24 protein-coding genes are annotated in these 16,924 nt (G+C 70.5%); 12 read left to right on the forward strand and 12 right to left on the reverse strand.

The features are described from left to right. Positions 1-59 precede the first annotated feature (59 nt). Together AB0J87_RS24480 and AB0J87_RS24485 are read left to right on the forward strand one after the other, a co-directional pair. Positions 60-803, forward strand: coding sequence for a hypothetical protein (locus AB0J87_RS24480; protein WP_363968591.1), 744 nt, complete (start codon positions 60-62; stop codon positions 801-803). Between the two features lie 866 nt (positions 804-1,669). After that, on the forward strand, positions 1,670-2,047 hold the full coding sequence (locus AB0J87_RS24485) for a cellulose binding domain-containing protein (protein WP_363968593.1): 378 nt from the start codon (positions 1,670-1,672) through the stop codon (positions 2,045-2,047). A 162-nt stretch (positions 2,048-2,209) separates the two neighbouring features. On the opposite strand, the gene AB0J87_RS24490 is transcribed toward AB0J87_RS24485, so the two are convergent. Next, positions 2,210-2,347, reverse strand: coding sequence for a hypothetical protein (locus AB0J87_RS24490; protein ID WP_363968595.1), 138 nt, complete (start codon positions 2,345-2,347; stop codon positions 2,210-2,212). Between the two features lie 235 nt (positions 2,348-2,582). Here AB0J87_RS24490 and pafA point away from each other — a divergent pair, with 235 nt between their 5' ends. Continuing rightward, the gene (gene pafA / locus AB0J87_RS24495) at positions 2,583-3,941 is read left to right on the forward strand and encodes a Pup--protein ligase (RefSeq protein ID WP_363968597.1); all 1,359 of its coding nucleotides are present in this window, start codon (positions 2,583-2,585) and stop codon (positions 3,939-3,941) included. Positions 3,942-4,129: 188 nt separating this feature from the next. After that, a complete protein-coding gene (locus tag AB0J87_RS24500) occupies positions 4,130-4,477 on the forward strand; it encodes a hypothetical protein (RefSeq protein ID WP_363968599.1) in 348 nt (115 codons plus the stop codon). Positions 4,478-4,651: 174 nt separating this feature from the next. Here the strand turns inward: AB0J87_RS24500 and AB0J87_RS24505 are convergent, their stop codons facing one another. Together AB0J87_RS24505 and AB0J87_RS24510 are read right to left on the reverse strand one after the other, a co-directional pair. Further along, entirely contained in the window at positions 4,652-4,861 is a 210-nt protein-coding gene (locus tag AB0J87_RS24505) for a TOBE domain-containing protein (RefSeq protein ID WP_350734333.1), read from the reverse strand. Between the two features lie 137 nt (positions 4,862-4,998). After that, complete coding sequence (locus tag AB0J87_RS24510) at positions 4,999-5,943, reverse strand: acyltransferase domain-containing protein (RefSeq protein WP_363968601.1); 945 nt, start codon at positions 5,941-5,943, stop codon at positions 4,999-5,001. A 107-nt stretch (positions 5,944-6,050) separates the two neighbouring features. On the opposite strand from AB0J87_RS24510, the gene AB0J87_RS24515 reads away from it, so the two are divergent. The 3 genes from AB0J87_RS24515 (at position 6,051) to AB0J87_RS24525 (ending at position 8,272) form a co-directional block, all read left to right on the forward strand. Then, the gene (locus tag AB0J87_RS24515; protein WP_363968603.1) at positions 6,051-6,404 is read left to right on the forward strand and encodes a hypothetical protein; all 354 of its coding nucleotides are present in this window, start codon (positions 6,051-6,053) and stop codon (positions 6,402-6,404) included. A 249-nt stretch (positions 6,405-6,653) separates the two neighbouring features. Next, the gene (locus AB0J87_RS24520; RefSeq protein WP_363968605.1) at positions 6,654-7,094 is read left to right on the forward strand and encodes a hypothetical protein; all 441 of its coding nucleotides are present in this window, start codon (positions 6,654-6,656) and stop codon (positions 7,092-7,094) included. A 68-nt stretch (positions 7,095-7,162) separates the two neighbouring features. Continuing rightward, positions 7,163-8,272: an acyltransferase gene (locus AB0J87_RS24525; protein ID WP_363968607.1), complete on the forward strand. Its 1,110-nt coding sequence runs from the start codon at positions 7,163-7,165 to the stop codon at positions 8,270-8,272. Positions 8,273-8,289: 17 nt separating this feature from the next. On the opposite strand, the gene AB0J87_RS24530 is transcribed toward AB0J87_RS24525, so the two are convergent. Next, positions 8,290-8,796, reverse strand: a complete 507-nt coding sequence (locus AB0J87_RS24530) for an amino acid permease (protein ID WP_363968609.1) — start codon at positions 8,794-8,796, stop codon at positions 8,290-8,292. A 134-nt stretch (positions 8,797-8,930) separates the two neighbouring features. Here AB0J87_RS24530 and AB0J87_RS24535 point away from each other — a divergent pair, with 134 nt between their 5' ends. Beyond that, positions 8,931-9,692: an SDR family oxidoreductase gene (locus tag AB0J87_RS24535; protein ID WP_363968611.1), complete on the forward strand. Its 762-nt coding sequence runs from the start codon at positions 8,931-8,933 to the stop codon at positions 9,690-9,692. Between the two features lie 139 nt (positions 9,693-9,831). Here the strand turns inward: AB0J87_RS24535 and AB0J87_RS24540 are convergent, their stop codons facing one another. Continuing rightward, on the reverse strand, positions 9,832-10,302 hold the full coding sequence (locus AB0J87_RS24540) for a pyridoxamine 5'-phosphate oxidase family protein (RefSeq protein ID WP_363968613.1): 471 nt from the start codon (positions 10,300-10,302) through the stop codon (positions 9,832-9,834). Between the two features lie 67 nt (positions 10,303-10,369). Then, entirely contained in the window at positions 10,370-10,939 is a 570-nt protein-coding gene (locus tag AB0J87_RS24545; RefSeq protein ID WP_363968615.1) for a CGNR zinc finger domain-containing protein, read from the reverse strand. A gap of 33 nt (positions 10,940-10,972) precedes the next feature. Here AB0J87_RS24545 and AB0J87_RS24550 point away from each other — a divergent pair, with 33 nt between their 5' ends. Next, positions 10,973-11,851 carry a hypothetical protein gene (locus AB0J87_RS24550; RefSeq protein ID WP_363968617.1) on the forward strand — a complete coding sequence of 293 codons (879 nt, stop codon included), beginning with the start codon at positions 10,973-10,975 and terminating at the stop codon, positions 11,849-11,851. On the opposite strand, the gene AB0J87_RS24555 is transcribed toward AB0J87_RS24550, so the two are convergent. After that, positions 11,848-12,189, reverse strand: coding sequence for a VOC family protein (locus AB0J87_RS24555; protein ID WP_363968619.1), 342 nt, complete (start codon positions 12,187-12,189; stop codon positions 11,848-11,850). The two genes, AB0J87_RS24550 and AB0J87_RS24555, sit on opposite strands and share 4 nt — an antisense overlap. Positions 12,190-12,287: 98 nt before the next feature. Between AB0J87_RS24555 and AB0J87_RS24560 the strand changes: the two genes are divergently transcribed. Then, a complete protein-coding gene (locus AB0J87_RS24560; RefSeq protein WP_355199317.1) occupies positions 12,288-12,590 on the forward strand; it encodes a metalloregulator ArsR/SmtB family transcription factor in 303 nt (100 codons plus the stop codon). Next, positions 12,587-13,009: an SRPBCC domain-containing protein gene (locus AB0J87_RS24565; protein WP_363968621.1), complete on the forward strand. Its 423-nt coding sequence runs from the start codon at positions 12,587-12,589 to the stop codon at positions 13,007-13,009. Before AB0J87_RS24560 ends, AB0J87_RS24565 begins: the two co-directional genes overlap by 4 nt. Here AB0J87_RS24565 and AB0J87_RS24570 read toward each other — a convergent pair. Genes AB0J87_RS24570 through AB0J87_RS24590 form a run of 5 tightly spaced genes read right to left on the reverse strand, consistent with a single transcriptional unit; the run spans position 13,006 to position 16,003 of the window. Further along, positions 13,006-13,218 (reverse strand): hypothetical protein, encoded by a 213-nt coding sequence (locus AB0J87_RS24570; protein ID WP_185074419.1) that lies wholly within the window; start codon positions 13,216-13,218, stop codon positions 13,006-13,008. The genes AB0J87_RS24565 and AB0J87_RS24570 overlap by 4 nt on opposite strands. A gap of 3 nt (positions 13,219-13,221) precedes the next feature. Then, positions 13,222-13,956, reverse strand: a complete 735-nt coding sequence (locus tag AB0J87_RS24575; protein WP_363968623.1) for an alpha/beta hydrolase — start codon at positions 13,954-13,956, stop codon at positions 13,222-13,224. Next, entirely contained in the window at positions 13,953-14,570 is a 618-nt protein-coding gene (locus AB0J87_RS24580; protein ID WP_363968625.1) for a LysE family translocator, read from the reverse strand. Before AB0J87_RS24580 ends, AB0J87_RS24575 begins: the two co-directional genes overlap by 4 nt. A gap of 49 nt (positions 14,571-14,619) precedes the next feature. Continuing rightward, a complete protein-coding gene (locus AB0J87_RS24585; RefSeq protein ID WP_363968627.1) occupies positions 14,620-15,591 on the reverse strand; it encodes a YafY family protein in 972 nt (323 codons plus the stop codon). 40 nt (positions 15,592-15,631) lie between these two features. Beyond that, positions 15,632-16,003 carry a helix-turn-helix domain-containing protein gene (locus AB0J87_RS24590; protein WP_363968629.1) on the reverse strand — a complete coding sequence of 124 codons (372 nt, stop codon included), beginning with the start codon at positions 16,001-16,003 and terminating at the stop codon, positions 15,632-15,634. Positions 16,004-16,081: 78 nt separating this feature from the next. Between AB0J87_RS24590 and AB0J87_RS24595 the strand changes: the two genes are divergently transcribed. Continuing rightward, a complete protein-coding gene (locus tag AB0J87_RS24595; RefSeq protein ID WP_363968631.1) occupies positions 16,082-16,918 on the forward strand; it encodes an SDR family oxidoreductase in 837 nt (278 codons plus the stop codon). Positions 16,919-16,924 lie beyond the last annotated feature (6 nt).

A 16,924-nucleotide genomic window follows, 5' to 3' on the forward strand; every position in this document is an offset into this window, starting at 1 on the left:
AACCGTGTACCGCGGGACCGTGGCCCATTCGTTACCCGCTCCCGGAATGATCACATTCCATGAAGAAGACGATCACCGTTCTGGTTACCGGCTGTGCTTTTCTGGTGACCGCCGCTCCCGCGCAGGCTGCGCCCAAGGATCCCGTCCGAGCTCTGAAGAGCAAGCTGGTTTCCGGGCACGGCGTACGGTTCACCGAGACCACCACTCTCATCGGAGACGGCAAGGTCAAGCTGCAGAGCCGCAAGGGAACGTTCCAGTTCAACGCCAAGGGCATCGCCGCCTCAGACATCACCTGCAAGACGGGCCCCGCCGAGCCTGAGCGGACCATCAGCGTCGGCAAGGTCAGCTATACCTCGGGCGGCATCTGGAAAGAGCGCCTTCCAGATGGCAAGACGTGGCTCAAGACCGGCGGCATGCCCGGCGGTGCCGGCGGTTTCTACGGGCAGGTCATCAACCCCGCGGAGTCGGGAACGTTAGCCGCGCTGATCAAGAAAGGCAAGCTGAGCGGAAGCACCATCACAGGAAAGATCACGTTCAAGGAACTGGAGAAGGTGTCGCGCTGGTTCGACGCGTCGATCCCGCTGCGCATGCACGACGACACGAAAGTCACCTACACCCTCAGCCTCACCTCGGCCGGGCTCGTGAGCAGGGTGAGGAGCTCGTACGCGGCAACAGGAGTGTTGGACAACAGCGGCTTCGACGGCAAGACGATCACGATCGACAGCCGCTTCACCGGGTGGGGAGGCAAGGTGTCGATCAAGGCGCCGGACCCGGAGACGGTGACCACTAACGCGGGTTCCTAGTTGTTCCGCTGATCGGGCCGGGGCCTTCCGTAGATGAGCGATGTGTCGCAGCGGGCCCACCTCTTGCGCACTCAAGAGGGCCATCTCACCCGCTTCCGCGACTGGTGCGCCCGCTGCACCGACTGCTCCCTGCGCGGCACGGACGCCGGTAAGGCGCGGGACGAGCTCGTTGCCAGGGTGCGCCGCGCCACTGCCGGCGGCTACAACCCTCTCGGCCGCCCATTGTGGTCCATCGGCAGCCATGCCAGACCATTCGAGGAACGCGAGGAGTTTGACGCCATCACCGGTGGTCGCGTTGGAGCCGATGCTCAGCCCGCTTGCGACGATTGTGGCCGCACCGCTCGCCTCCGCCGCCGCGGTGCTTGAGCTCGCGGGGCCAGCGACCACGAGGTCGGGGCACGACTGAAAGACGTCACGTCCGGTATGACCGGGAACGAGCTGATTGCGCTATACCGCAAACCTGTTCTCATACCGGGCGCGGCGGCGCAGATTCTGGGCATGAGAGCTCGAGGTTTGATGCGAGGCATCACGGCAGCCGGCTTGCTGGTCCGCATTCTCGCCGTCCCGCCCGAGGCCCGCGCCGCCGGGCCCGGATGACCCGGACCGTTCGCACTTGGCGGCAAGCGCTCCGGCGGGATGACACGTGAAAGTTTCAGTTCGAAAATCCCAGGATGAGCCCCTGATCCGGAATGGCGGCAGGTGAAGCCGTGGTCGGTGCGCAGGCTCTGGCGCAGGCCGGTTCCCGCATTGACCCCGGTCTTCCAAGAGAGGTACCTCCGAGGGGAAGCGTTCCTCGGTGCCGGGCCGTGCCCGCTCCTGCCGAAGGGTTGGTCATGACGAGACGACGTACATCGCGGTTGGCTCGGGTGACGGCGGCTCTCGCCGGAGCGATGGTATTGATCGCCACGTACGCCTCCCCCGCGCAAGCGACGATCATCGCCTGCGAGTGGGAGAAAGTCAGCTCGTGGACCAACGGTTTTCAGATCAAGGTCACCCTCATCAACGACCCGATACCGGTCGACGGCTGGACGGCCACCTGGACGTGGGACGACGGCACCAAGGTCACCAACGCGTGGGATGCGATCGTGACCCAACCAGGCCAGAGCGTGTCGGCCGGCAACCAGTCGTACAACGGCTATATCCCGCCTTACGGCCGGGTGAGCTTCGGCTTTCTGGCCACCGGCGTCAGCGACGGCCACGGCGGCGGCCTGAGGGTCAACGGCGGACCCTTGTTGCCGTGCTGAGCTGCCCGCACCGGCAGCTCGTCGCGAGCCTGCACGACCGGTTCCATTGCGGCGCACCGCAGCATTGGCGAACAGTAGCGTCCCTCGCTTGGCCAACACGAAGGACCACGGGTTGGCCAAGCGATGTACGCACTCGACCGCCAACACTCCTCGAACGCGTTCTCAGACCGCTCGAACTTCGGCGAGCCGCTTGACCGCGAACTCGTCGTCCCAGCGGATGGCGGCTTCCCTTGCGGCCGACGCTTGCGCGGCGATGTCGTACGCGCCGTCGTCCAGCCCGGCGGCGTTGTCGGGCAGCACGAGGCGGGGACGTCGACGTGCGACTCGTCCCAGTCGATCAGCGCGGCTTGATTCGCGGTCATGGTCCTTGATCGTCCGGCAAGGGCCGCGGTGTGCTCCAGCCAGACTCCGTTGCAAGCCGGCCTCGTGGCGCATGTGTCGTCGGCTTTCCGGGTACCCACACATCAATCCCCGGCCGGGGCCGGCGAAAGACGATCTCCCCCGTCGCGCGGGCGGGGAGAATAGTTGTGAGGTAATGGATCGACGCATCTTCGGTCTGGAGAACGAGTACGGCGTCACGTGCACCTTCCGGGGTCAGCGCAGGCTGTCTCCGGACGAGGTGGCGCGCTACCTGTTCCGGCGGGTCGTGTCCTGGGGCCGGTCGAGCAACGTGTTCCTGCCCAACGGCGCCCGGCTGTATCTGGACGTGGGCAGCCATCCCGAGTACGCCACCCCCGAGTGCGACAACGTCGTGGAGCTGGTCACCCATGACAAGGCCGGTGAGCGGATCCTGGAGGGGCTGCTCGTCGACGCCGAGAAGCGGTTGCGCGAGGAGGGCATCGCCGGCGACATCTACCTGTTCAAGAACAACACCGACTCGGCCGGCAACTCCTACGGCTGCCATGAGAACTACTGTGTGGGCCGGCACGGGGAGTTCGGGCGGCTGGCCGATGTGCTGATCCCGTTCCTGGTCACCCGGCAGATCATCTGCGGCGCGGGGAAGGTGCTGCAGACCCCGCGGGGGGCGGTGTACTGCGTGTCGCAGCGCGCCGAGCACATCTGGGAGGGCGTGTCGTCGGCGACGACCCGGTCCCGCCCGATCATCAACACCCGCGACGAGCCGCACGGCGACGCCGAGCGGTTCCGCCGCCTGCACGTCATCGTCGGCGACTCGAACATGAGCGAGACCACGATGTTGCTCAAGGTCGGCGCGACCGATCTGGTGCTGCGCATGGTGGAGGCCGGGATCGTGATGCGCGACATGAGCCTGGAGAACCCGATTCGGGCGATCCGCGAGGTCTCGCACGACATGACCGGGCGGCGGCGGATCCGGCTGGCCAACGGGCGTGAGGCGTCGTCGCTGGAGATCCAGCAGGAGTACCTGGGCAAGGCCAAGGACTTCGTGGACCAGCGGGGCGGCGACGTGATCGCGCGGAGGGTGCTGGAGCTGTGGGAGCGCACCCTGCGGGCGGTGGAGACCGGCAACCTCGACCTGGTCTCCCGGGAGATCGACTGGGTCACCAAGTACCAGCTCATCGAGCGGTACCGGAAGAAGTACGACCTGCCGCTGTCCTCGCCCCGGGTGGCCCAGCTCGACCTTGCCTACCACGACGTGCACCGTAAGCGCGGGCTGTTCTACCTGCTGCAGCGGCGCGGCGCGGTGGAGCGGGTGACCTCCGACATCAAGATCTTCGAGGCCAAGTCGGTGCCGCCGCAGACCACCCGGGCGCGGCTGCGTGGCGAGTTCATCCGCAAGGCGCAGGAGAAGCGGCGCGACTTCACCGTCGACTGGGTACACCTGAAGCTCAACGACCAGGCGCAGCGCACCGTGCTGTGCAAGGACCCGTTCCGCAGCGTCGACGAGAGGGTGGACAAACTCATCGCCAGCATGTGACCGGCCGGACCGATGTCCGGGCCGGCATGTCCCATTGGCAGGGCGATGGCCTCGTCCGGCAGCAGTTTCGGACCGGACGGACATCTCGGACCTGTCCGAGCGCGAAACTCCAGCCAGCGCCTTCCCCACCTCGCCGTGCGGCGGCCGGCCCCTCCTCCGCCCAGCAGAACGCCGTCGGTGCGGTCAAGGTGCGCGGCCAGGTCGACCATCCGCGCTCGTTCAGCATGGCGCGACTGCGCGGCCTGCCGCAGCACACCGTACGTGTGCGCTACCAGACCTCCCACGGCGCGGAGAAGCACACCGTCACTGGTCCTCTGCTCGCCGACGTCCTCAAACTGGCCGGGCCGCGCATCGACCCAGACGTCAAGAACGCCCAGCTGCGCCTGTTCGTCACGACCACCGGATCCAAGGAAGGTCCGCGCCTGGTCGCACCCGGCGACGTCAAGGGCGGCCGCTACGTCAGCGGCGTCCTACGCCTCCACCCTCGACCCCGCCTGACGCGACCTCTGTCCGCACCGGCATCCTGCTCACCCTGAGCGGGCAGGATGCCACGCCGGCTGCGCGCATCAGCGCGTTGGGCGTACTTGTGGGCCTGGCCGGCCTTGCGCTCGCCAGCCAGGGTGGTCACGGAACCGATCGGGGACCACCGCATTTGCCAGGTTCGAGGCGCTCGCCTCTCAATCGACCCGGAGCCCCGAGATGACGCCGCGCTAGCTCTCAAGCCCCAGCATCACGTCGGACGCCTTGATCACGGCGATAACCTCACTGCCCTCCACCAGTCCCAACTCATTGGCGGCCTCTACGGTGACGGAGGCGACCAACCGCATCCCACCGGCGTCCAGTTCCACATTCGCTGTCGCTTCGCCTTTGGTGAGCCCAGTCACCCGGGCCGGGATCTTGTTACGTGCGCTCAATCGCATAGCGTCCACTCCTGACTCGGCACTCGCCTCGTAATGCCGCCTTCCCCCAGGTGGAGCATTTACGTCCTCCCCAGCCTGACGGCTTCGCACCCGAACCGTATTGATCGTGAGGCAGATCTGTGGATGTCTCGGCCCGGCTAGATCGGGAAGCGGCCGCGGCGGATCTGCCAGTGGCGTCCGGCCTTGAGGTGGTCGACGATCGCGCGCTGGAGCACGGTGCGGCATGGTAGCTGGTGGAGCGGCGTGGTCAGGGTGCGGAACACGAACCGCAGCACCTCGACGTCGGCGTCCTGCCCTTCCGGCTCCTCGTAGGGCTCCAGCTCGAACCTCTGCTGGAACCGGACGATGTTGGAGTCCTCGGGCAGGTACTCCAGTAGTTGCGGGTCGAGCAGCCACGAGCCGCAGGAGAACGCCGTGTAGCGCTCGTCGGGAAAGTGGCGGGGGAAGAACGCGCGGGCCTCGTCGAGCGACGCCGCGACCGCCTCGGGGGTCATCGGCCCCGACTCGGGGATGTGCAGGTCGATGGTGGTGCCGCCGCGTTGGTGCTGCAGCCGGCCCAGCTCGTAGATGCCGCCGCGCGCGTGCAGCGTCAGCCAGCTCTGCATGACCGGCCAGCCCTCGCGGTGCATCCGCCGGTCGATCGCGAGGTTGCGGCCGAGATCCGCCAGGGTCACCCACGACACGGCATCGGCGATGCCGTGGTCGCGATGGTACCTCATGACGACGTCGACCAGGGCCAGGTACGCGTACACGTAGAGATGCCGCCAGGCGGGGCCCCGTTCGCGCGGTAGCTCCGGGCCGGGCGGCAGCCAGCCGTGGCCCCCGAGATCGGCGCGGACCAGGGCGATCGAGCGGTCGAGCAGCCAGCGCAGCTCCGGAGTCCACAGGGGAGAGTCGGGGTCGGGCCAGCCCGCCATGATCTCGTCGGCGTCGTCCGGCCGCACCGCGAGCCGGTCGAGGATCGCGCGCGCGTCGGCCTTGGCGGGCAGCGGAGCCGACGGCCGGTCGCCGGCGAGCCGGTGCACGCGGTCGACGTCCTCAACGGGTACCCCGAGCCGGGCGGCGGTGTCATCCAGATCCACGCGGACGATCCTACGATCACTGGCAACCTGCAGGGCTGCCCGCTCGGGTGCGCGTACTGCATCCGGCACACCTACGGGCTCCGGACGCACGCCGGCCGCGCGCCTTGATGAGCGACAGTGCGGCGGTCGAGCAGCTCGCCGGCCACCGGTACTTCCGGCCGCACGACACCCCGTTGCAGGTCTTCAACCGGGCCACCGACCCGTTCCTGCCGGGCGTACGGGACCACCTGTTCGCGGTGCTGGACGACCTCGACCAACGCGGGCTCACGAACCCTGTGCTGGTGATCACCCGCTCTCATGTGGACGTCCGCGACTGCGAGCGGCTCAACGCCTTGAAGAACGTGAAGGTGACACTGCTGTTCACGTACTCGGGGATCTACGACAAGCGGATCGAGTCGCACCCTTGCCGCTCGTCTTCCCGCTGGGGACGACACCCGAGAGACTCTTGTCCACCCCGTTGATGGTGGCCTGCGCCGTCGTGCAGCCTTCGCCTGTCAGGTGTGTGCCTGGTGACCTGGGGAATCAGGCTAATTGGCTGCTTCTCACCGCCGTACATGCGGCGCCCGGTGCCGCAGTCTGCCGACGCCGCCTGGTTGGCCTTTTCCGTACAGGGAGATGGACAATGCGTGTCTACGCGGTCCCGGCCCCGAGAACCGTTGCCCCCGATGCCCAGCTCGCCGACGTGGGGTTCGCCGACGACCGGGTGAACGGTGACATGGTCCTGGTCCAGCACCGGTCGGCCGGCGGCTGGCGTCCGGTGCGGCAAGAACCTCGCCCCGGAGGCACTCGAGGACCGCCTGCGCACCCACCCGCTCATCAGCCAGGCGGTAGTCGTCGGCGACCGGCGGCCGTACATCGCCGCGCTGATCACCCTGGACGCCGCGGCGCTGTCGTCATGGAAGCGGGCCGTCGGCAGGCCCGAGCAGGCCGGCCCGGCCGAGCTTCGCGACGATCCGGATCTGCTGGCCAGGCTGCAGACGGCCGTGGACGAGGCCAACACGGCGGTGAGCCGGGCCGAGTCGATCCGCAGGTTCCGGATCCTTCCGGTCGACCTGACCGAGCAGAACGGATATCTGACCCCGACCCTGAAGGTCAAGCGTGCCTTGGTCCACAAGGACTTCGCGGCCGACATCGAGGAGCTGTACCGCTGAGCACCAGACGCCAAGACCGGCAGACCCGCCGCGTCGCGGGCGAGCGATCGACACTGGACCGGCTGGTGGTGGCCACGCCGACGTCCCGCGACCGGGTGGTCGACGCCGCCCGCGCGCTGTGCATCCTGGTCGTCACCCTCTGGCACTGGACATTGTCGGTCAACCACCGCACCGCCGACGGCAGCCTGGCCATGCCCAACCCGATCCATGCCGTGCCCGGTGGCTGGCTGGCCACCTGGGTGCTGCAGATCATGCCGGTGTTCTTTCTGGTCGGTGGGTACGCCAACCTGGTCGGCTGGCAGCGGGCTCAGGCGGGCGGGACGACCGCCGGCCAGTTCGTCCGAGGCCGGCTGCGCCGGCTGCTCTGGCCGACTGCCGTCTGGGCCCTGGTCTGGCTCGCCGGCGAGCTGATCGCGGCCGCCCTGCCCGGCCCGCACCGATGGATGTGGGAGTGGTTCCCCGGCTATCTGACGCCGCTGTGGTTCCTGGGCGTGTACGGCCTGGTGATCGCCGCAGTGCCGATCACCGCGAGCCTGAACGCCCGCTACGGAGCAAGGGTCCTGGTAGCGCTCGTGCTGCTGATCGCCCTCGGCAGCGTGGCCCACCGCGGCGCCGGCCTGGCCTGGGCTGCCTGGGTGACCGCCCCCCTGGTGTGGCTGTTCTGCCACCAGCTCGGCTACGCCTGGCGCACTTGGGAGCTGGGGCGGCGCCCGCTGGCGCAGCGTCTGGCGGTTGTCGGGGCCGGGATGGCCGGGCTTATCGGGCTGACGGCAGGAGCGGGCTACCCCCTCTCGATGGTGTCCACCACCGGCGCCGAATCCAACATCTTCCCGACCAACGCCGCCATCGCCGCCCTGGCCGTCTTTCAACTCGGGCTGCTGGCCCTGGTCACGCCGGCCGCCGAGCGCCTGCTGCGCCGACCGACCGCCTGGAAGCCGGTGGTGGCCCTCAACGTGGTCGCGTTGACCGTCTTTCTCTGGCACATGACCGCGTACCTGGTGGTGCTGTGGGCCTTTGAAGGGCTGGGTGGCACCCTGCTTGCGGAGCCAACCGTCGGCTGGTGGGCCCAGCGCTGGCTATGGCTCCTGGCCCCATCGGCCGTCCTGGCCGTGCTGGCCGTCCTGTTCGCCCGAGTCGAGCTGGCCGCCCGCCGACCCCGGAGAGGGGCAGGTCGCTGAGCTGACAGTGGGATGACTCAGCGGCGGCGGGAGACGGTGCCCTGCGAAGCCGAGGACGACCCGGTCTCCGAGTCGGCCTGTGCCGACGTCGGGCGGGCTTGCGGGCGATCGGCGCGGTGTCCTCGCGATCGGATGGGAAGAGGTTGACGAAGAATCGCCGGGTGCGCTTCGGCGGACATCGCTTCTGTGGAAGGGCGGCGCATGGCCTGGCTCCTGGGTTGATCAGGTTGCTGGATCACAGGCCGGCCGAAGCTGGAGAGGAAGCCGGGGAACTCCCCAAACCCGGCCTTGGCATAGACGTATACGCCGGCGTTGAGATCCGGTTTGCCTACCGTCAGGGACTGGAACACGAACGCCGGCATGAGCATCCCCGTGCCGGCCACCGCCCACGCGACCACCACCCCGGCCTGCCCGAAGTTGCCCGGTAACGAGAAGACCCCGGCGCCGACCGTCGAGCCGGCGACCATGGCCGTCAGCATCGTCAACGGGAGCCGGCTGATCGCGGGCGCGTCGGTGGTGGTCATGGCCGCACGGCCATTCCGCCTGAGAGCCGCCCCCGCGCAATCCTTTGCCGGACGATGTGCCGGCGGGGGCCAGGTGGTGGTCTCCATGGCCCGCTCGACGCGGTCGTACCCCTCGGGTGCTAGCTTGGCCGATCATGTCTGACTATCTGCGGGAGCTGTTCTCCCTCGACGGCCGGCGCGCTCTGGTGACCGGCGGCAGCTCCGGCATCGGGTACGCCATCGCCGAGGCGATCGGCCGGGCCGGAGCCGAGGTCGTGCTGGTGGCCCGCAGGGAGGGCGAGCTCGACAAGGCCGCCGCCCGCCTGCGCGAGCACGGCGTCACCGCCTCGTGGATCAGCGCCGACCTCGCCGACCGCGACGACGTCCGGCGCGTGTGCGCCACGGCGGGCGATGCCGACATCCTCGTCAACGACGCCGGCAACAACATCCGCAAGCCCATGGCCGACCTCACCGTCGAGGACTACGAGCGCACCATCGCCGTCAACCTCACCGCCCCCTACCTCCTCGGCCAGCACTTCGGCCCGAGGATGGCCGCCCGTGGCTGGGGCCGCATCATCAACCTCGGCTCCCAGCAGTCCATCAGCGCCTTCGGCGACAGCGGCGCGTACGGCACGGCCAAGGCCGCCATCGCCGGCCTGACCCGCTCCCAGGCCGAGGCGTGGTCGGGTCGCGGGGTATGCGTCAACACGATCATCCCCGGCTTCGTGCTGACTCCGCTGACCGAGCCTGCCCAGGCCATCCCGGGCCGCGTCGAAACGCTCGCCGCCCGCCACATGGTCGGCCGCAACGGCGTGCCCGGAGACTTCGCGGGCGCGGCCGTCTTCCTGGCCGGGGACGCCTCCGCGTTCGTCACCGGGCAGATGCTCTTCGTGGACGGCGGCTTCTCCGTCCACTAGCCCCATCCGGCAACCGCTGCCGCGGTGGCGGCGGTGGTGGCGGTGGCGGTGGCGGTGGCGAAGTCCGGCGGACTTCGGAAGGCCGGTGGGCTCCGGAGGTGCGGCTGGGGGCGAGGGCTTGGTGGTCGGCCGTGGGTCTTTACTTGCGGCGGATCTGGCGCAGCCCCACCCCTTCGCGCCAGGAGTCCATGACGATCTCGTCGCCCTCCACCCGCGTCCACACCACCTCCGTCAGCTCGATCCGGAACAGGTGCGACTCCTCGCTCGGCAGCCCGAACGACGCCAGCACCTCCCGATCGGTGATCTCCACGGCCCGCCCGGCCAGCTTCACATCGCCCTCCCACGACGACGGATCGTCCCCCTCAGGCGCGCTGGAGGTGACGTGGATCGCCATCCGCGGGTCACGGCGCAGGTCGGACGCCTTGACCGCCCCCGGCATCGACCCCGTCCACAGCTCGCCGTCCCGGAAGCTGGTCTCGATGCCGCTGACCCGGGGCGAGCCGTCCTTGCGCAGCGTGGCCAGCACCTTGTGCCGGTACGCCTCCAGCAACCGCCGCGCCACCCCGGCCAGCTCCGCCGCCTGCTGCTCGAACTCCTGCCATGAAGCCATGGCCACCATCATGCCCGCCGCCACCGACAGAACGGGCGACGCCGAGCGCGTGCCCAGGATCCCGCGCTCAGGCGCGGCGGCGGGCGCGGTAGGCGCTGGCCTTGGCGCGGTTCTGGCAGGACAGGCCGCAGAACCGGCGCGAGGCGTTCCTGGTGACGTCGAAGAAGACCAGCTCGCACCCGCCCGCCTCGCAGGTCCGCAGCCGCCGGCCCTGGCCGACGCCGATCACCATGGCCAGGGCCGTGCCGGCGTCGGCGGCCCAGGCGTCGACCAGGTCCGCACCGGGGCCGTGGAAGGCCAGGACGGGCGGGTCGCCGTGCAGGTTGGGCACGGCCGCGTGGCGCACCAGGGCCGCGTTGAGGGCGGCGACGTCGCCACTGAAGGCCGGGTGGAGCTCGGCGGCCACGTCCGCGAGCCGGTCGGCGTCCGCGCCGGTCAGCGCGCGGCCGGCCGGCCGGCCCTGCCGGTCGAACGCCGCCTCCAGCGCGGCCCGGCGGTCGGCGGGCGGGTCCACGGGGCGGCCGCGGGCCTGGGTGACGGCCAGCTCGTTCACCAGCAGGACGGCCAGCTCAGCCCACCTCCCGACATAACTGTCTATTTGCGATTGACCAGTGATGCGCCAAGCCTCTATCGTCACTGGCATAGCTTACCTAGACAGTGAGGGATTGCGATGAGCGCATCGTCCAGACTTGCCCGCCGCATGTGGCACCAGCTTGAGCCGATCCACGCGGTGCTGTACTTCTCGCCCCAGGCGTTCGAGGAGGCGGGCGCGCTCGGTTATGACGTGGAGTCGCGCTGGCCGAGCTATTTCGCCTACCGCACGGCCCCGCTCGGGCGGGCCGGCAGCCGGCTGGCCACCGCCGCGTACTACAGCTTCAGCCCGCGGATGATCGCCGAGCACGTGCCCGCCGCGTGGGAGGTCGCCTCGCCCGAGCGGGTGCTGGAGGCCCGGATGACCGCCGTCGACCGCACGTACCGCGCTCTGCTGGGTGACAAGGTGACGGCGGACGCGGCGGCGGAGGCGGCGGAGCTGGCCAGGCGGGCCGCCGAGAGCGTGAGCGTGGCCGGGCGGCCGTTGGCCGCGGCCAACCTGGACCTGCCCTGGGCCGACGAGCCGCACCTGGTGCTGTGGCAGGCCGCCACCGTGCTGCGCGAGCACCGCGGTGACGGCCACCTGGCGGCGCTGCAGGCCGCGGAGCTGGACGGTTGCGAGTCGCTGGTGTCGTTCGCCGCGATCGGCGCCGCCCCCGCGGCGAACTTCGCCGGGCGCGGCTGGAGCGAGCAGGAGTGGGACGCGGCCCAGGAGCGGCTGGCCGCCCGCGGGCTGGCCGGCCCCGACGGGCAGGCCACCGAGCGGGGGCGGGCGCTGCGCGACCAGGTCGAGCGGATGACCGACCAGCTGGCCGCGGAGCCGTGGCGGCTGCTCGGGGAGGAGCGCGCCGAGCGGCTGGCCCGGCTGGCCTCGCCGTTCCTCGGCGCGGTCTTCGAGGCCGGGCTGCTGCCGATGACCAGCACCCTCGGCATCGCCACCGTCAAAGCCCCCGACTAGTCGAAGCCGGGGGCGGGCTGCCAGAGGCTGATCTCCGTGCCCTGGTCGTCGGTGCAGGTGCAGCCGCGCCCCGACTTGCTGTCGTACAGCTCGCCGGTGTCGCCGCCCAGCTCCCGCACCCGCTTGACGGCCGCGTCGATGTCGGTGACGTGGTAGTAGATGTTCGGCTGCGAGGAGGGCCCGCGCGCGACGAAGCCCATCGGCACGGCCGTGTTCGTGACGTGCAGGTACGTCTCGTGCTCGCGCCTGAACTCCCAGCCGAACAGCGCCCCGTAGAAGGCGGCCGCCCGATCCAGGTCCGCCACGGACAGCGTGTAGTAACCCAGCTCGACACTCATGTACGAACCTCCGCAATAATTGCCGCTAGCGTTAAGGGTTAACAGCCTAACGGAAGCAGGCAACAATTAACACCAACGTTAACGAAATCGACGCGACACTGGCCGCGCTCGCCGATCCCACCCGGCGCAAGGTCATCGACCTGCTGCGCGAAGGCCCGCGACCGGCCGGCGAGCTCGCGCAGGCCGTCCAGATGAGCGCCCCCGCCCTCAGCAGGCATCTGCGCGTGCTGCGGGCGGGCGGTCTCGTCCAGGCGGAGGCCGGCGGCGCCGACGCCCGCCTGCGCCTCTACACGCTGCGCCAGGAGCCGTTCACGGCGCTGCAGGCCTGGCTGGACCAGGTGCAGGCGTTCTGGGCCGAGCAGCTCGGCTCGTTCAAGGATCACGTGGAGCGCAGCCGGTGAACTCCGTCCAGGCCAGCGTCACCGTGCCCGTCGACCCGGCGACCGCGTTCCGGATCTTCACCGACGAGATCGACAGCTGGTACGTGCGCGGCCGCCACAGCTGGGTCGACCCGGCCCGCGCGGTCGCCATCCGCTTCCAGGACGGCTTCCTGCGCGAGCTGTGGTCCGACGGCGGCCACGTCGACACCGGCAGGATCCTCGCCTGGGAGCCGCCGCGCCGCCTCGTCTGGGCCGACCTGCTCAACGAGGGCGGCCGGATGGAGATCGAGGTGGCCTTCAGCCCGGTCGAGGGCGGCACCGAGGTGCTGCTGGAGCACCGCGGCCTGGACACGCTGCCCTCGGACGTGGCCGGACGCATCCGGCGCGGCTACTCCTGGAACATCGCGCTGCGCTGGTTCGCCGGCACGTGGGCGGGCTAGCGGCGGCCGTACTTCTTGTGCACGGCCTGCTTGCTCACCCCGATCGCGTCGGCGATCTGCGCCCAGGCCAGCCCCGCCACCCTGGCCCGGCGCACCTGGACCGCCTCCAGACGCTCGATCTCGCGGCGCAGGGCGGTCGTGGCGTGCAGTGCCAGCAGCGGGTCGTCGTCCTGCGCCTGCCGAAGGAGGGTCGCCAGGTCGTTCGTCATGTCCTAAAGGTAGTCCAGGAGCAGCCGGTTGATCTCCTCGGGACGTTCGAGGGCGGGCAGGTGCCCGGCCCAGTCCAGCTCGACCAGCCGCGCCCGGGGCAGCTCGCCGGCCAGGTGGCGGGCGCTCTCCTGGAAGTACGGCAGGTCGTGCGCGCCGGCCACGACCAGCGCCGGCACGTCGATCTCCGCCGGCGCGAACTCCTTCTCGACCTGCGACGGCTCCGGATCGGCGGCCAGCTGCACCTCGAACGCGTGCCGCTGCATCTCCACCACGCGCCCGAACGTCTCTCTCGACGCCTCGGGCCCGAGCAGGGTGCGCGCGTTCAGCTCCGCCGCGCCCTCGACGTCGCCCGCCTCCAGCAGGCGCCCCTCCTCGTCCCAGTACGCCCGCAGGTCCGGCGTGGGCGCCAGGTCGGAAAGAGGGTTGAGCAGCACCAGCCGGCCGGCGAGCCCGGCCGCCGCCAGCTCCAGCGCGACCCGGCCCCCGCCCGACGCGCCGACCAGCGCCGCCCGGCTCACCTCCAGCGCGGCCAGCAGCCGCGCCACGTCGTCGCAGTCGCTGTACGGGCCGTCCGACCGGTAGGGGCTGCGCCCGTACCCCCGGAAGTCCACCGTGATCACCCGGAAGCGCTCGGACAGGGCCTCCACCTGCGCGTCCCACATGCCCGAGTCGACCGCCGGCGAATGCAGCAGCACGACGGGCTCGCCCGTGCCCCGCTCGGAATGCCAGATCGTCATCGTGACTCCACCGCCAGCCGCACGCCCAGCCCGATCAGCACCACGCCGGAGATCTGCTCCAGCCGCCGGCGCACCGCGGGCCGTCCCAGCACCGCCTTGGCCTTGGCAACCGTCCAGATGAGCAGCCCGTACCAGGCCAGGTCGACCAGCACCCACACGACGGCCAGCGTCGCGAGCGTGACCGGCACGTTCTGCCCCGGCGCGACGAACTGCGGCAGGAACGACATCGCGAACACCGCCGCCTTCGGGTTGGCCAGGCACGTCCCGAGGCCCGCCAGGTACGGCCCCCGCAGACCCGGCACCACCTGCCCCTCGACCTCGGTCGCCGGGGCGCCCTTACGGGCCTGCCACAGCGCCTGCGCGCCCATCACGACCAACACCACGGCGCCGACCACGCGCATCACGTCATAGGCCAGCTGCGAGGCCACCAGCAACGCCGACAGGCCGAAGGCGGCCGCCAGCCCCCACAGCAGGATGCCGGTCTCGTTGCCCAGCGTGGCGGCCATGCCGGAGCCGCGGCCCGCGCGCAGCGTCTGGCGCAGGATGATGGCCGTGCTGACCCCTGGCGCCATGGCCACCAGAACGCACGCGCCTACGAAAGCGAGTAGATACATGCGTGGCATGCTCCCAGAAACCGCGCCGGGAAGTCGCCTGATTATCGGCCTACTCGTACAGTTTGCGCAGTTCGGCGACCGCCTCTCCCATCAGCGCCCGCAGCTCCGGCGGCCCCAGCACCTCCACGTCGGCCCCCATCCGCAGCAGCAGCCAGCGCGCGTGCGTGATCGACTCGATCGGCACCGTCAGCGTCAGCCAGCCCTCCGGATCGGGCTCGCCGGCCGCGGCCAGCGCGGCGCCGACCACGTCGGAGCCCATCGTGTACGCCAGCAGCTCACCCCGGCCGGGGGCGAGCCTGATGACGGCCTCGGCGGTGTACATCCGCTCGCGGAACTCCTTGGCGTAGCCCTGCCAGAACTCGCCCAGGTCGAACCCCTCGGGCCGGGGGAAGCGGCCGGGCAGCGTCTCCACGGTCAGGATCCGCGCCACCCGGTAGGTGCGGGCGCTGCCGCCCGGCGGCGCGGCCACCATGTACCAGGACCCGCCCTTGAGCACCAGCCCGTACGGGTGGATCACCCGGTCGACCTCCTGCTGCCCCCAGCGCCGATAGGTCATGTGCAGCGGCCGCCGGTCCCACACCGCCTCGGCCACCTCGCTCAGATGCGGCACGTCGTCGGCCGAGCGATACCAGCTCGGCACGTCGAGCAGGAACCGCTCGCGCATCCGCGAGGCCTGCGAGCGCGGCTCGGGCGGCAGCGCGGCCAGCAGCTTCAGCTCCGCGGTGGCGGCCACCTCGGCCAGCCCCAGCTCGGCCGCCGGGCCGGGCAGCCCCGCCAGGAACAGCGAGGAGGCCTCCTCGGCGGTCAGCCCGTTGAGCCTGGTGCGGTAGCCGTCGAGCAGCTGGTAGCCGCCCACGGGCCCCCGGTCGGCGTAGACCGGCACGCCGGCCGCCGACAGCGCCTCCACGTCGCGGTAGACCGTGCGGACCGACACCTCCAGCTCCTCGGCCAGCTCCGGCGCGGTCATGCGGCCGCGCGACTGCAGGAGCAGGAGCAGCGAGAGCAGGCGGCTGGCACGCATGGCCCCATTGTAGGAAAGCCGCCCGCGGGAAAGCGGCCGTTCAGCGGGCGGCGTACTCCTCTCTGGAGGACATCACCTGGGGCATGCGCCCCTCCACCCACTCCAGGAGCGGGACGAGCCGCTCGGCGGCCTCCCGGCCCAGCTCGGTGAGGCTGTACTCGACCTTGGGCGGGATCGAGGACTCGGCCACGCGCAGCACCATGCCGTCGCGTTCGAGCGCGTGGAGGGTCTGGGACAACATCTTCTCGCTCACCCCGTCGACCCGGCGGCGCAGCGCGTTGAAGCGGTAGGGGCCCTCGTACAGGGCCACCAGCGCCAGGATCGCCCAGCGACCGGTGATCGTCTCCAGCACCGAGCGCGAGGTGCACCGGCGCGAGAAGACATCGGCCACCAGCTCTTCGAACTCGTCCATGGAAACCAGCGTACGCGTTCGTGGGTACTTTCTGATAGAAAGTACTAACCAAAGCGCTGGTACTGAATGGGAGAAATCATGATCGTGGTGACCGGAGCCACCGGACAGCTGGGCCGGCTGGTGATCGAGGAGCTCAAGAAGCGCGTCCCCGCCGAGCAGGTCGTCGCCGCCGCGCGTACCCCGGAGAAGGGCGCCGACCTCGGCGTCGAGGTGCGCCAGGCCGACTACGACCGGCCCGAGACGGTCAGGAGCGCGCTGCGGGGCGCCACCAAGGTGCTGCTCGTCTCCGGTCTGGACCCCAACCGCCTGCAGCAGCACTCGACCGTCGTGGACGCCGCCAAGGAGGCCGGGGCCACGCTCGTCTACACCAGCGCGCCCGGCGCCGACACCACCGAGGCCCTCCTGGCCGCCGACCACCGGGCGACCGAGGAGTACATCAAGGCGTCCGGGGTGACGTACACGATCCTGCGCAACAACTGGTACAACGAGGTCTACGCGCCGGCGATCACGGCCGCCCCGCAGCTCGGCGCCGTGCACGGCGCCGCCGGCGACGGCCGGGTGGCCTCCGCCTCCCGAGCCGACTACGCCGCCGCCGCGGCCGCCGTGCTGACCGGCGAGGGCCACGACGGCCAGGTGTACGAGCTGTCCGGCGACACGACCTGGACCCGGGCCGACCTGGCCGCCGAGATCGCCGCGGCCACCGGCAAGGAGGTCGTCTACCAGGACCTGCCGAAGGACGAGTACGCGGGCGTGCTGGCCGGCGCCGGCCTGCCGGTGCCGTTCGCCGAGATGATGGCGGACGTGGACGTCAACATCGCCCGCGGCTGGCTCTCGCACACCCCCGGCACGCTGCGCGACCTCATCGGCCGCCCCACCCAGCCGATCGGCGAGTACGTCCGCTCCCTCCTGGCCTGACCCCGC

It is taken from the genome of Nonomuraea sp. NPDC049625, assembly GCF_040675285.1.
GTDB lineage: Bacteria > Actinomycetota > Actinomycetes > Streptosporangiales > Streptosporangiaceae > Nonomuraea > Nonomuraea angiospora_A.

What these genes read in the sequence shown, in the direction of transcription:
- AB0J87_RS24505 (WP_350734333.1), bottom strand. Translation starts at nt 4,861, where the DNA reads ATGCGATTGAGCGCACGTAACAAGATCCCGGCCCGGGTGACTGGGCTC.
- AB0J87_RS24480 (WP_363968591.1), top strand. Translation starts at nt 60, where the DNA reads ATGAAGAAGACGATCACCGTTCTGGTTACCGGCTGTGCTTTTCTGGTG.
- AB0J87_RS24555 (WP_363968619.1), bottom strand. Translation starts at nt 12,189, where the DNA reads ATGAGTGTCGAGCTGGGTTACTACACGCTGTCCGTGGCGGACCTGGAT.
- AB0J87_RS24570 (WP_185074419.1), bottom strand. Translation starts at nt 13,218, where the DNA reads ATGACGAACGACCTGGCGACCCTCCTTCGGCAGGCGCAGGACGACGAC.
- pafA (WP_363968597.1), top strand. Translation starts at nt 2,583, where the DNA reads ATGGATCGACGCATCTTCGGTCTGGAGAACGAGTACGGCGTCACGTGC.
- AB0J87_RS24550 (WP_363968617.1), top strand. Translation starts at nt 10,973, where the DNA reads ATGAGCGCATCGTCCAGACTTGCCCGCCGCATGTGGCACCAGCTTGAG.
- AB0J87_RS24595 (WP_363968631.1), top strand. Translation starts at nt 16,082, where the DNA reads ATGATCGTGGTGACCGGAGCCACCGGACAGCTGGGCCGGCTGGTGATC.
- AB0J87_RS24540 (WP_363968613.1), bottom strand. Translation starts at nt 10,302, where the DNA reads ATGGCTTCATGGCAGGAGTTCGAGCAGCAGGCGGCGGAGCTGGCCGGG.
- AB0J87_RS24585 (WP_363968627.1), bottom strand. Translation starts at nt 15,591, where the DNA reads ATGCGTGCCAGCCGCCTGCTCTCGCTGCTCCTGCTCCTGCAGTCGCGC.
- AB0J87_RS24590 (WP_363968629.1), bottom strand. Translation starts at nt 16,003, where the DNA reads ATGGACGAGTTCGAAGAGCTGGTGGCCGATGTCTTCTCGCGCCGGTGC.
- AB0J87_RS24575 (WP_363968623.1), bottom strand. Translation starts at nt 13,956, where the DNA reads ATGACGATCTGGCATTCCGAGCGGGGCACGGGCGAGCCCGTCGTGCTG.
- AB0J87_RS24530 (WP_363968609.1), bottom strand. Translation starts at nt 8,796, where the DNA reads ATGACCACCACCGACGCGCCCGCGATCAGCCGGCTCCCGTTGACGATG.
- AB0J87_RS24515 (WP_363968603.1), top strand. Translation starts at nt 6,051, where the DNA reads ATGAGCGACAGTGCGGCGGTCGAGCAGCTCGCCGGCCACCGGTACTTC.
- AB0J87_RS24535 (WP_363968611.1), top strand. Translation starts at nt 8,931, where the DNA reads ATGTCTGACTATCTGCGGGAGCTGTTCTCCCTCGACGGCCGGCGCGCT.
- AB0J87_RS24580 (WP_363968625.1), bottom strand. Translation starts at nt 14,570, where the DNA reads ATGTATCTACTCGCTTTCGTAGGCGCGTGCGTTCTGGTGGCCATGGCG.